Below are 12,697 nucleotides of genomic sequence, written 5' to 3' on the forward strand. Positions count from 1 at the left end.
ACTTAGCAAGCTTATGAATGTAAAAAGAAAAAGTCGTAGTGAAACCAAAAGAGAAGCCATCTTGTGCGCGGCAAGGCAAGCGTTCCAAGAGTTTGGGGTGCAAAACACCAGCATGGATAAGCTCTCTGCAATCGCACAAGTCTCTAAGCGCACGGTCTATAATCACTTCCCTTCTAAGGAAGCGATCGTGACTGAGTTGCTGACTGAGCTTTGGCGTTCGTCAATGATGGAAAGCGATATTAAACGCTTGGCCACTCTGCCACTCAAAGATCAATTGATTGAATTACTCTACAGCGAGATCATTGTGGTAACGGAACCAAACTATATTGAGCTGGCAAAAGTGGCATTTGGGCACTTCTTATTTAAGCCGGAAGATCTCAAAGAACAAGCAGAACAAATGTCGAAACAGGAAACCGCCCTATACCGCTGGCTTACTGAGAAATCGAACAGTGGCGCTTTGCAAATTGATGATGTACATATAGCAAGCACTCAATTGCACAACTTACTTAAAGGCAGTGCATTCTGGCCGCAGTTAATGGGAATTCGCCCCTCTTTGTCGAATGAAGAATCTAGGCTGTTAGCTACCCAAACGGCGGAACTTTTTTTAAGTCACTATCAAAACAGCTAAAAACAGCGGTCAAATTGGCCGCTTTTTTAAGCGATAATTCGTGACAAAGCGATGAAATTTTTGCTCAATTTTATTTATCTCACCCTTGACAGTCTCATACCGCAAGGCGTGAGCGTTCGATAAAATATTTTTGTCGTGTCGACGATGCTTTTTCGTTTTCATCTCACAAAAAAACGCCCTAAGGTGCGCACCTCTGACGACGTGGTTGTTCAACCACAATTCTAAATCGTTGAAGTAAGTAGGTTATGTCATAACATGATCACCTGCCTACTGCATTCTATGCTCTATACTTATATTTTAATTTGGTACTGACTTACTAAGGAATTGCCATGCGTATTGCTATTCTCTCTCGTAATGAGAATTTATATTCAACCATGCGCCTAAAACAGGCGGGTGAAGAACGTGGGCATCAAATCGATGTGATCGACACGCTTCACTGTTATATGGACATTACGAGCAACAACCCTAAGATCCGCTACAAGGGTGAAGAATTACCGCAATACGATGCTGTTATTCCACGTATTGGGGCATCTATTACGTTTTACGGCACTGCTGTTGTACGTCAGTTTGAAATGATGGGTACATTTTGTGTCAACGAATCTGTCGCGATCAGCCGCTCTCGTGACAAGTTGCGCTCATTACAACTGCTATCACGTAAAGGCATCGGTTTGCCACGCACTGGCTTTGCTCACCATCCTGACAACATTCAGGACGTGATCAAAAACGTTGGTGGCGCACCTCTAGTGATTAAATTGCTAGAAGGCACTCAAGGCATTGGTGTTGTACTTGCTGAAACAAATAAAGCGGCAGAAAGCGTGATTGAAGCTTTCATGGGTTTGAAAGCTAACATCATGGTGCAAGAATTTATCGAAGAAGCAAAAGGCGCGGACATCCGTTGTTTTGTTGTCGGTAATAAGGTGATTGCCGCAATGAAGCGCCAAGCAAAAGAAGGCGAGTTCCGTTCTAACCTTCACCGTGGTGGCTCTGCACAACTCGTGCGTTTGAGCAAAGAAGAGCGTGCGACCGCTGTAAATGCAGCGAAAGTGATGGGCTTGAACCTTTGTGGTGTGGATATCCTTCAATCTAAAAATGGCCCAGTGGTAATGGAAGTGAACTCTTCCCCTGGTCTAGAAGGCATCGAACTAGCAACTGGTAAAAACATTGCAGGTATGATCTTCGATTTTATCGAGAAAAACGCTAAGCCAAATTCAAACCGTACTCGCGGTAAAGGTTGATTTTTGTTTAACGCACAAGAGAGCCAAAAAACCGGCTCTCTTGTTACTCGTCGCTAGGATGACACTATGAATCAGAAAATGATCATTGGGAATGCCGAAGCTATTTGCTTGCCAGAGTTAGGGATTACTCACCTTGAAGCGCGTATTGATACAGGCGCTCAAACCTCTTCATTACATGTAGACAATATTGATTGCTTTGAAAAAGATGGTCAGTCTTATGTTGCATTCGATTTGCACCCAGATGTATACCATTTAGAACAAGTGGTTCGCTGCACAGCGAAACTAAAAGCAAACCGTAAGGTTAAATCTTCTAACGGTACTTTTGAGCACCGCTGCGTGATCACAACGATGCTGCGTATGGGCGACCAACAATGGCCAATCGACATTACGTTGACTAACCGTGAAAAAATGACTTACATGATGTTGTTAGGTCGTCAGGGTATGGCAGACAAAGTGCTCGTTGATCCTAGCCAATCTCACTTATTGGCATCTTAACCCCGTAGCTTCAGATGAGTGATCGAACGTTTTTGTTGAGCATCACTCGTCTGGCTTTATCTCAGCCTACTTCCTACGAAATAACGCAAACAACAATCCCTTCGCTTTAACTTTTGTCACTCGCCAGTGCGTCATTGGCTTAGTCGGCGCTGTATTCAAAATGTGCTGATACGCTTTTTCATCCAAAGTCACCTCTCCCCCATGTGCCAGAAGCAAACATTGCGGATTCATCTCAAACACACGCTTTAATGATTGCCGATATTGATTCGGATGAAATATGGGAAACGGCGCAATCAGATGCTTTTTCACCTGCACCATTAAATCCGCCACATACAGCACATCTTGTTCAGAATGATAAACCGACAGATCTCGGTCGGTATGCCCAAGCGTTTCTAGCACCTGCCAATCATCAAATCCAGGAATAAACTCTCCATCAATAAGTTCAATATCTGGATTTAACTTGCGGGAATACCAAAGGTTTTGCTTTGGTTTACGCATCCGATTCGCCATCCAGCGTGCTAACATTAAATCGGTCAAATGCATTAGCCAACCGTCTACACCGCTATACCACTGGCTCTCTCGCTTTGCGGCCAATAGCTTACATCCTGTTAAATCACGTAGTTTGTGCGCACCACCAGCATGGTCTGGATGCATGTGGGTCACAACAACCAACTTTAGGTCAGAAAAAGGACGATGGAGTTGATGTTCAATAAAGCCTTTAAGATGAGGAATGTCTGCTCGACTGGCACCATCAAGCAACAATAATTTATCGGGATATTCGGCGAGATACATGGTCTGAATGTACCCCTGAATTCTGTGCAGCTGCAAAATATGTCCTTATTTTAGTGAGATGCTTCATGACCGAATCCTTACTGGTCAGACCAACTATAACAGCAGAATGGACGCTTCGGTAAACAAATATTCACACGTAGCGACGACAACAAATCATAATCGAGATGATAGATTTTAATCATTAGACTCAAGGGCCCTTTTATCCGTTAATGCGCGCACACGGAGTTCGTGTCAGGGTATGAGGTAAATACCTCATGATTTGCTTTTTTGTACTTTTCCTTCTAATTAATTAAGGAGTTAAGTACATTTTTGTGAGAATCGAGTTGGAAAAAGCAACTAAATTAGACCGCATCCGCGCGGACTACAACGTTCACTACTGGAGCCAAGGTTTCTACGGCATTGATGACCAAGGCGAAGTATATGTATCACCACGTAGTGATCGTGCACATCAAATCCCTTTCAGCGCTATTGTAAATGAGCTAGAAGCGAAGCAGTTAAATCTGCCTGTATTAGTACGCTTCCCGCAAATCGTGCACCAACGTGTGCATGGTATTTGCCACGCATTCAACCAAGCAATTGAAGAATACCAATATCCAAACAAATACTTGTTGGTGTACCCAATTAAAGTAAACCAACAACGTGAAGTGGTGGATGAAATTCTAGCGAGCCAAGCTCAACTAGAAACCAAGCAGCTTGGTCTTGAAGCGGGTAGCAAGCCAGAATTGTTGGCGGTACTTGCATTGGCTCAACAAGGTAGCTCCGTGATCGTGTGTAATGGCTACAAAGACCGTGAGTATGTGCGTCTTGCACTGATCGGTGAAAAGCTGGGTCACAAGGTATTCATCGTATTAGAGAAGCTTTCTGAGCTGGATCTGGTACTAGAAGAAGCGAAAAGTTTGGGCGTAAAACCGCGCCTTGGTTTACGCATTCGCCTCGCCTCTCAAGGCGCAGGGAAATGGCAAGCAAGTGGCGGTGAAAAATCGAAGTTTGGTTTATCAGCATCGCAAGTGCTTAGCGTTATTGAACGTCTTAAACGCGAAGGCAACCTAGACGCGATGCAACTGGTTCACTTCCACCTTGGTTCACAGATGGCAAACATCCGTGATGTACGCAATGGTGTGAACGAGTCTGCACGTTTCTACTGCGAACTACGCGCACTCGGTGCAAACATCGAGTACTTCGATGTGGGCGGCGGCTTGGCAGTGGATTATGACGGCACACGCAGCCAATCATCGAATTCGATGAACTACGGACTTGCAGAATACGCACGTAATATCGTCAACACTGTGGGCGATGTGTGTCTGCAATACGAACAACCAATGCCAGTGATCATTTCGGAATCGGGTCGCTCGCTAACAGCGCACCACGCTGTATTGATTTCTAACGTAATTGGTACCGAGTCGTACCTACCGGAAGAAGTACATGAGCTTGATGAGGACGCTCCGCTGTTGCTACAAAACATGTGGCGAAACTGGGAAAACTTACAAGATGGTACAGACGCTCGTGCGTTAATTGAGATTTACAATGATACCCAAAGTGATTTGGCAGAAGTGCACTCTCAATTTGCTACAGGCGTGCTTAACTTGGAACAACGTGCGTGGGCAGAACAATTGTCACTGCGCATTTACTTCGAATTAAGCCGCAAGATGAGCACTAAGAATCGCTTCCACCGTCCGATTCTGGACGAGTTGAGCGAACGTCTTGCGGATAAGTTCTTCGTGAACTTCTCTCTCTTCCAATCTCTACCAGATGCTTGGGGTATTGATCAGGTGTTCCCTGTTCTGCCACTTTCTGGTCTGGGCGAGGCGGAAGAGCGTCGTGCAGTGATGTTGGACATCACATGTGACTCTGATGGCGCGATCGATCACTACGTTGATGGTCAAGGCATCGAGAGCACGCTACCTGTACCAGCTTGGAGCAAAGACAAACCGTACTTAATGGGCTTTTTCCTAGTAGGCGCATACCAAGAAATCCTTGGTGACATGCACAACCTATTTGGTGATACCCACAGTGCTGTAGTCAATGTTGATGAACACGGTCAATTTGAGATCAGTTACATCAACGAAGGTGATAGTGTAGAAGACATGATGCGCTACGTTCATATCGACGTGGATGCGATTCGTGACAATTATAAACAATTGGTTTCACAGCGAGTTGAAGCCAATGAACAAGCACAAATCCTAGCAGAACTAGAACAAGGTCTAGCAGGATACACCTATTTAGAGGACTTCTGATATGAATGATTTGTTTACTAAAACTGATTATTCGCTTTACTCCAACTCTATGTCGTTTTTACGTCTGCCGTACATTCGTAACCCGGTATCGGCAGACGCAGACGTTGTGGTGTTGGGAGTCCCTCTGGACATGGCAACATCTGGGCGTCCAGGTGCGCGTATGGGTCCAGATGCAATTCGCCGTGCCTCAGTCAACTTGGCATGGGAAGGTAAGAAGTTCCCGTGGAGCTTCAACGTATTGGATAAACTGAAAGTGATCGACGCAGGTGATCTCGTGTTCGATTGCGGTGATGCGGAAGATTTTACTTACCGCCTTGAAGCGGCAACCAGTGAAATTCTAAAAAGTGGTAAAACCATGTTGGGATTGGGCGGTGACCACTTCATTACGCTACCTATCCTGCGTGCCTATGCGAAGCATCATGGCCAAATGGCGTTGATTCACTTTGATGCTCATACGGACACCTATGCAAATGGCAGTTCATACGACCACGGTACGATGTTCTACCATGCGCCGAAAGAAGGTTTGATCTCAGCGAAGAACTCAATACAAATCGGCATTCGTACGGAATACAAACAGCAAGATCACGGCTTCAATGTGATTAATGCGATGCAAGCGAATGACATGTCGGTGAACGAGATCCTAGAAGAAATTCGTCGCACCGTCGCAGACAAGCCAATATATGTCACTTTTGACATCGACTGCTTAGACCCGGCCTTCGCACCGGGAACTGGTACACCAGTTTGTGGTGGCTTGAACTCAGACAAAGCGCTGAAAATTATTCGTGGTTTAGCCGGCATGAATATCGTGGGTATGGATGTTGTCGAAGTATCGCCTCCATACGACCACAGTGATGTTACCGCACTAGCGGGAGCAACCATCGCACTAGAAATGCTTTACGCATACGCATCTGAGCGCGAATAGACATAATCATTTCTAAGGGAGCTTCGGCTCCCTTTTCTTTCTGATGCTTTCCTCTACCTTTTATTCACTCGTTTCATCTTGAACTCAGATCAACCGAGCAGACGCTTTATTTTTGCACTTTAACCATTAAAACCAGTTACCTATAAGGCTCATTCTATTCACGAAAAGTAAAAGATTTAACGTAATTAGACAAAGAAATGCACCGCTTTTTGAAAACAAAATCGGATTAGTTTTTCTAATTGAAATCATAGATTTTTATCTTGCTCAACTTCACACTTTTCGATTGCTAATTATACAAGCAAGCACTATTATCTCGCGCAAATACCCCCGCAACACAAGAATTCAGTCGGCACTCTGTAAAAGAGCGCTAAGGGTTTTTACGTCTTAAATTTTTTGGAGAGATACGCAAATGTCTGCTTCGTTTCCATTAGCGAAACTTACCTTTTTAATCGCTATATTGACTGCCGTGGGTCAAATGACCCAGACAATGTACGTGCCTTCAATCGGTCATATGGCGGGCGAGTTTTTGGTATCTGCGTCATCACTTCAAGCTGTGATGGCTTGTTACCTAATCCCATATGGCTTGTCGCAATTTGCGTATGGCACACTATCGGACCGCTTGGGACGCAAACCGATCATCATCGTCGGGCTGCTTATCTACATCGCGGGTACACTGGTAGCATTATTTGCACATCAATTTGAATGGTTCTTGATTGGTAGCTTTATCCAAGGCTTAGGTATTGGCTGCGGCGGTGCGATGTCACGCACTCTGACTCGCGATTGCTTTGAAGGCTCTGATCTACACAGAGCAAACAGCTTAATTAGCATGTGTGTGATTTTCTCACCATTAATGGCACCAGTATTAGGCGGCTACCTAACAGAAGCTTTCGGATGGCGGTCGAGCTACTTGTTCTTAGCGCTATTTGCTATCGCGGTTGTGATCACCATGATGACAAGCATGATGGAGACGCTACCAAAAGAGAAACGCAAATTCGAACCAGTAGCCAAAAGCTACAAACACGTTTTGTCTGACCGTCGCTTTCAAGGCTTTTTGATTTGCCTGGTTGCAACATTCGCTGGTGTGGGTGTATTCGAAGCGGCGGCTGGGGTGTTGTTAGGTGGGGTATTAGAATTACCTGCAACAACGGTAAGTTTGCTGTTTATATTGCCGATCCCAGGTTACTTGGTGGGTGCGGGCTTATCTAGCTACATCGCAAGACGTCGCTCTGAGCGTCGTGCTTTAAACGTAGGCTTGGTCTCTATTTTTGTGGGCTCTGCTATTGTGCTCATCCCAGGCTTGTTTGGTTTGACCACGGCGTTAACGCTAGTTGGAGGCGCAACCGTGTACTTTTTGGGTGCGGGTATTCTCTTCCCAGCAGCAACAACTGGAGCGATTGCGCCATTCCCATACCATGCAGGAACAGCAGGCGCGACATTAGGTGGCATGCAAAACTTGGGGGCAGGTGTCGCAACTTTGCTCGCGTCACTATTTCCAGCGCATAACCAGATGCCTTTGGGCATTTTGATGATGGCAATGTCGGTAATTGCAATGCTTGGGTTAATGTGGGTGAATCGAGCACACAATCACTCAAACGAAGTACCGCAAGTTATCTGATCATTATCAGCTTACTTTCAAAATCCAAAAGGGACACACTCAACAAGTGTGTCCCTTTTTTCATATCACACTATATCGATTCCCCGATGAGAATGATTTAACTTTCGAATTGATATTTGTTAAAAATAACAGCTGCTTACACAATGTGTTTTCAGCGCCCTTCAAATTGAGTATCCAACTCGGAAATATTGAGGATTCTCACTTTTTCGGTATACCCCATAACAAAGAATGGACAACTGAAAACCACTAACAAAATGAAAGCCCAGCCCTCAGGATGAGGCCACTTGGGTGTACAATAAGGATAAAATCAGATGCGTTTCACTTTAACTACGTTGGCCGTCTCGGTCGCGCTTGTCGCCGGATGCAGCAATCAAGGAATCCCCAGCATGACTCAATACTCCCAAACACAGATCGTTGCTCAACAAACTCAAGCTCCAGTTGCGAAAAAAGTCCCTCACGCGATGACTATTCATGGCGATACCCGCGTTGATAACTACTACTGGATGCGTGACGACGAACGTAAAGACCCTGAAATTTTACAGCACCTAGAGACAGAAAATCAGTACGCAGAAACCGTTCTAAAGCACACTGAAACACTTCAAGATACGCTATTTGAAGAAATTAAAGGGCGCATCGCAAAAGACGACAACTCAGTACCGGTTCGTAAAGGCAACTACTTCTACTCCAGTGAAGTGACCGGAGATAACGAGTACGAAGTCCATTTGCGAGCTAAAGACTTTGCAGGCAAAGACAAACAAATCATTTTAGATGTCAATGAACTAGCAAAAGAACATGAATTTTTCAGTATCGGCGGCCTATACGTTAGTCCGAATGAAAACTTATTGGCGTATGGCGAAGATACATTAAGCCGCCGCGTGTACACCCTTAAGATCAAAGACCTGACAACAGGCAATTACCTACAAGATGAAATCGAAGGGGCCTCAAGCGCTGTCGCATGGCAGAACGATAACAACGCCTTTTACTACATCAAAAAAGATCCACAGACCTTATTGGGCTACCAAGTTTATCGTCATGTATTGGGCACACCACAAAGCAGCGATGAGCTGATTTTTGAGGAAACCGACAGCGCCTATTACACCTCACTAAGCAAAAGCAAAGATGGCGAAGATATTTATATCTGGCATTCGAGTACAGAAACCAGTGGGGTCTCTATTATTGATGCGAACAACCCTAAAGCAAAGGCGAAACCGTTCTATCCTCGTGAAGATGGCATTGAATACAGTATTTCTAAGCTAGGCGATTGGTACTACATTTATACTAACTATCAAGCCGTCAACTTCCGTTTGATGAAAGTTCATCAAAATGACATGCATGACCGCTCTAAATGGCAAGATGTGATTGCGGCAGACAACAACACTCAACTTGTCGACTTCGAGTTATTCGATGATCACATCGTCTATGAGCAGCGCTCTAACGGCCTAGCAAGCGTCACTGTACGTCAGCTTTCAACAGGAAAAGAATTCCCCCTCACATTTAATGACGATGCGTTTGCTGCCTATTTGACAGGTAACCTAGAGCTGGATAACGAGAAAGTTCGTATTTATTACAGCAGTTTAACCACTCCAGGAACCTACTACGATTTCGATCTAAAAACGGGCGGGTCAGAAGTCATGAAGCAAACACCTGTACTTGGTGATTTTAATCCTAACAATTACCAATCAGAACGCATCATGGTCACAGCCCGTGACGGTAAAGAAGTACCCGTTTCTTTGGTGTATCGTAAAGACTTATTTAAGAAAGATGGTACAAATCCACTCTACCAATATGGTTATGGATCTTATGGCGCAACCATTGAGCCAACTTTCCGCTCGACACGTTTGAGTCTATTGGATCGCGGCTTTGTTTACGCCATTGCTCATATTCGTGGATCTGAAATGCTTGGCCGCCCTTGGTATGAAGACGGTAAAAAACTAACCAAGCAAAACACATTCAACGACTTTATTGATGTCACTAAAGGTTTGGTTGAACAAGGCTATGGCGCTAAAGATAAAGTCTTCGCTGTTGGTGGCTCTGCAGGAGGTCTCTTAATGGGGGCTATCATCAACCAAGCACCAGAACTGTACCGCGGTATCGGTGCACATGTTCCGTTTGTGGACGTGGTAACCACTATGCTCGATGAATCAATTCCATTGACCACCAATGAGTATGATGAATGGGGTAACCCAAATAACAAAACATACTATGACTATATGTTGAGTTACTCGCCTTACGACAACATCAAGGCGCAAAACTACCCGAACATGTTGGTAACGACTGGCTTGCACGACTCTCAAGTACAGTACTTTGAACCAATGAAATGGGTCGCCAAACTTCGTGAAATGAAGACAGACGATAACGTCTTGTTGTTCAAAACCGATATGGAAGCCGGACACGGCGGCGCATCTGGTCGATTTAAGCGCTTAAAAGAAGATGCGCTAGAGTATGCCTTCTTCCTCGATTTACTCGATAAAAAATAAGCGTATTAATAGAACTGTATCTCTAACAACAAAAAATGCCCGCAAGTTGCGGGCATTTTTATAGACGCACTCTCTAAACAAAGAGTTGAGTTACCTAAGCACAGAATGACTAGCGTCTCTTATAGCCAAAGGATAGCAGAAAGAAAAACGCCTACTCACAACGAGTAGGCGTTAACACAATAAATGTGTTTAGGCAGTAGAAACTGGCCTATTTATTAGAAGTAGTAACGAGCACCTAGAGTCCAGTAGTCGTTCTCTTCATTGTTGTAGTCGTTACCTAGATCAAACTGGTAAGCTGCAAACGTTACGAAAGCAGGAGTTACAGCGTACTCTGCTTGTAGCGCAGTTTCGCTTGAAAGTGTCTTGTTGTCTTCTTCGTCTTCTACGCCTTCGTAGTTAACGCTGAATGTCCAATCGTTTACGCCGTATGCCAAAAGAGCTTCAAGTTGAGAAGTGTCTTTACGCATTTGGTAGAAGTACTCGTTCATACCGTATACTACTGCTGCGTATAGACCTGAACCGTACTGACCGTAGTTTACAGAGAATAGGTGTGATTCAGCATTCTTAGTACCTAGAGTCGCGTTTTTAACATCACCGCCGCTGTATACGTAGCCTAGACCAAAGCCAGCTACAGAACCGCTCAATGCAACTTGACCACGTTGCTCGTATGTTGTTGCATCTGAAGTTTGCTCACCTTGCCAACCTAGACCTAGGTTGAAAGCAAAACCTTCACCAAATTCAAAACCTTTACGGTAGCTAAGCATTTTATCAGCACGAGCTGAGCCTAGGTTGCCGTGGTTGTCGTACAAAAAGTCGTTCGCAAACGCGATTGGTAGATCCGCAACGCCAGCGACATCGTAGTAAGGTGACCATTGAGTACCTGCTACTAAACGGCCAAACTGCTCATGAGTAGCACCGATGTAACCTAGACGAGTTTTGAACGATTGCTCGCCACCGTTTAGGTAGTTAAGCGCCCATTCACCTTTAGCGTCGATAGTAATACCGTTGCCAATGTCTTTCTTACCCGCAACGTTAATACGTGGAGACACTTGGTGAACTTTTACATCTTCTTCGAAATACTCACCCACGCCAACTGAAACGTGACCGCCGATCGATAAAGATGTACCATCGCTGTTGTAAACTTCTGCTGCGAAGGCCTGTGAACCACATGCTAGTGCCGCCACTGCAACGGCTAGAGTTTTCATTTTCATTGTTAACATCCGTATAGTTGTTTGTACCGGTTCGCTTAGAAACAGATTAAATCCGAATCAATCGCAACGAACACATAACAAAGTAGTAATGAAATAGAAATGAAACAAACACTTTCTTATGCAACCAGTGGTATTAATGCTCACATTTTGAACTGAGTCACAAAAAAATAGGGAACTTTTCATTCCCCATCATAAAATCTGTGGCTTTTTACGTGTCACATCTCCCAACGTGCGAGTGGCTTCTCAGTTTTGATACCCTTACTGCCCCAGCGGTCAATAACATCAATTTGCAGTATGCGGCTCGGTTTAATAAGCGATGTCAAGGTTTTCGACGGTTGTTTATCCGTCACTAACCATAGCGTTTTATCTTGTTCAAACTGAGCTTTTAAAGATAATTTGTCTTCTTCTGTCCACTCGAGTTCCGGCTTAAATTCGCGCCCAACCACAAACAATTGGTTGCCAGAGGCAAAGTCCTCTAATGACTCACTCATCAGTACCACTGAATCGATGCCTTTATCGAAGATCTCTGCCTGTTGTTGGTTGATCAGTTCACGCACATTGAGCATAAGAACCTGTTGATTCGTTTGAATAGCCTTTTGGTGTTCAGGATATACACGTTGTAGATCCTCTCCAACAATGCCCGCCATTCGGATTAAGTTTGTAGGGTTCAGCCATGCGTACTTCGATGTTGACCCGTTTTCCAATGTCAGTACTGCAACTCCTTGAGCTCTAGGAGAAATGGCCTGCGATGCATCGATTTCAATCAAGTGAATGTTGCCCTGTCGAGCGTAAACATAAGTCGGGTCTTGTTTCCAAATCGCACCAAGAGTAATAGCAACCGTCGCGACTTGACCCGCTTGCTTAACTTGCTCTGTACCTTTATTTGCGAACCAGTTTTCAAGACGCTCAACGCCGTAACGCTTTGGAGGCAGATACTGAGTCTCTATCCCTGTACCTTTCATGAGTTGCTCAGACAACATGTACGTGACGGGAGTGCTGGTTAAAATGTCTTTGGCGCTTGCCAACGATGGAAGTGTTGTCGCTATAACCAAACCAAAAGTTATCGCTAATTTTTTTATCTTCATGTT

10 protein-coding genes are annotated in these 12,697 nt (G+C 44.7%); 7 read left to right on the plus strand and 3 right to left on the minus strand.

Features of this window, described 5'->3' with window-relative positions; all coding sequences use genetic code 11:
- Positions 1–13: 13 nt before the first annotated feature.
- The 3 genes from R7044_RS03325 (at position 14) to R7044_RS03335 (ending at position 2,358) form a co-directional block, all read left to right on the plus strand.
- Positions 14–628, plus strand: coding sequence for a TetR/AcrR family transcriptional regulator (locus R7044_RS03325; protein WP_025768062.1), 615 nt, complete (start codon positions 14–16; stop codon positions 626–628).
- 329 nt (positions 629–957) lie between these two features.
- Positions 958–1,863, plus strand: a complete 906-nt coding sequence (gene rimK / locus R7044_RS03330) for a 30S ribosomal protein S6--L-glutamate ligase (RefSeq protein ID WP_005374224.1) — start codon at positions 958–960, stop codon at positions 1,861–1,863.
- 66 nt (positions 1,864–1,929) lie between these two features.
- The gene (locus tag R7044_RS03335; protein ID WP_005384193.1) at positions 1,930–2,358 is read left to right on the plus strand and encodes an ATP-dependent zinc protease; all 429 of its coding nucleotides are present in this window, start codon (positions 1,930–1,932) and stop codon (positions 2,356–2,358) included.
- Positions 2,359–2,424: 66 nt separating this feature from the next.
- Here R7044_RS03335 and R7044_RS03340 read toward each other — a convergent pair whose 3' ends face one another.
- Positions 2,425–3,150 carry an MBL fold metallo-hydrolase gene (locus R7044_RS03340; protein ID WP_225455359.1) on the minus strand — a complete coding sequence of 242 codons (726 nt, stop codon included), beginning with the start codon at positions 3,148–3,150 and terminating at the stop codon, positions 2,425–2,427.
- A 323-nt stretch (positions 3,151–3,473) separates the two neighbouring features.
- Between R7044_RS03340 and speA the strand changes: the two genes are divergently transcribed.
- The 4 genes from speA to R7044_RS03360 all read left to right on the plus strand — a co-directional run bounded on the left by speA (position 3,474) and on the right by R7044_RS03360 (position 10,398).
- Positions 3,474–5,384 carry an arginine decarboxylase gene (speA, locus tag R7044_RS03345; protein WP_031778854.1) on the plus strand — a complete coding sequence of 637 codons (1,911 nt, stop codon included), beginning with the start codon at positions 3,474–3,476 and terminating at the stop codon, positions 5,382–5,384.
- Position 5,385: 1 nt separating this feature from the next.
- On the plus strand, positions 5,386–6,306 hold the full coding sequence (gene speB / locus R7044_RS03350) for an agmatinase (RefSeq protein WP_053307121.1): 921 nt from the start codon (positions 5,386–5,388) through the stop codon (positions 6,304–6,306).
- Between the two features lie 409 nt (positions 6,307–6,715).
- Positions 6,716–7,921 carry a multidrug efflux MFS transporter EmrD gene (gene emrD, locus R7044_RS03355; RefSeq protein WP_005374234.1) on the plus strand — a complete coding sequence of 402 codons (1,206 nt, stop codon included), beginning with the start codon at positions 6,716–6,718 and terminating at the stop codon, positions 7,919–7,921.
- A 311-nt stretch (positions 7,922–8,232) separates the two neighbouring features.
- Complete coding sequence (locus R7044_RS03360) at positions 8,233–10,398, plus strand: S9 family peptidase (protein ID WP_225455350.1); 2,166 nt, start codon at positions 8,233–8,235, stop codon at positions 10,396–10,398.
- A gap of 215 nt (positions 10,399–10,613) precedes the next feature.
- Here the strand turns inward: R7044_RS03360 and R7044_RS03365 are convergent, their stop codons facing one another.
- Together R7044_RS03365 and R7044_RS03370 are read right to left on the minus strand one after the other, a co-directional pair.
- On the minus strand, positions 10,614–11,609 hold the full coding sequence (locus tag R7044_RS03365) for a porin (protein ID WP_031780879.1): 996 nt from the start codon (positions 11,607–11,609) through the stop codon (positions 10,614–10,616).
- A gap of 215 nt (positions 11,610–11,824) precedes the next feature.
- Complete coding sequence (locus R7044_RS03370) at positions 11,825–12,694, minus strand: metal ABC transporter solute-binding protein, Zn/Mn family (protein WP_225455351.1); 870 nt, start codon at positions 12,692–12,694, stop codon at positions 11,825–11,827.
- Positions 12,695–12,697: the final 3 nt, after the last annotated feature.

The organism is Vibrio sp. 1402 (assembly GCF_033340275.1).

What these genes read in the sequence shown, in the direction of transcription:
- R7044_RS03360 (WP_225455350.1), top strand. Translation starts at nt 8,233, where the DNA reads ATGCGTTTCACTTTAACTACGTTGGCCGTCTCGGTCGCGCTTGTCGCC.
- rimK (WP_005374224.1), top strand. Translation starts at nt 958, where the DNA reads ATGCGTATTGCTATTCTCTCTCGTAATGAGAATTTATATTCAACCATG.
- R7044_RS03335 (WP_005384193.1), top strand. Translation starts at nt 1,930, where the DNA reads ATGAATCAGAAAATGATCATTGGGAATGCCGAAGCTATTTGCTTGCCA.
- R7044_RS03325 (WP_025768062.1), top strand. Translation starts at nt 14, where the DNA reads ATGAATGTAAAAAGAAAAAGTCGTAGTGAAACCAAAAGAGAAGCCATC.
- speB (WP_053307121.1), top strand. Translation starts at nt 5,386, where the DNA reads ATGAATGATTTGTTTACTAAAACTGATTATTCGCTTTACTCCAACTCT.
- R7044_RS03365 (WP_031780879.1), bottom strand. Translation starts at nt 11,609, where the DNA reads ATGAAAATGAAAACTCTAGCCGTTGCAGTGGCGGCACTAGCATGTGGT.
- R7044_RS03370 (WP_225455351.1), bottom strand. Translation starts at nt 12,694, where the DNA reads ATGAAGATAAAAAAATTAGCGATAACTTTTGGTTTGGTTATAGCGACA.
- R7044_RS03340 (WP_225455359.1), bottom strand. Translation starts at nt 3,150, where the DNA reads ATGTATCTCGCCGAATATCCCGATAAATTATTGTTGCTTGATGGTGCC.
- emrD (WP_005374234.1), top strand. Translation starts at nt 6,716, where the DNA reads ATGTCTGCTTCGTTTCCATTAGCGAAACTTACCTTTTTAATCGCTATA.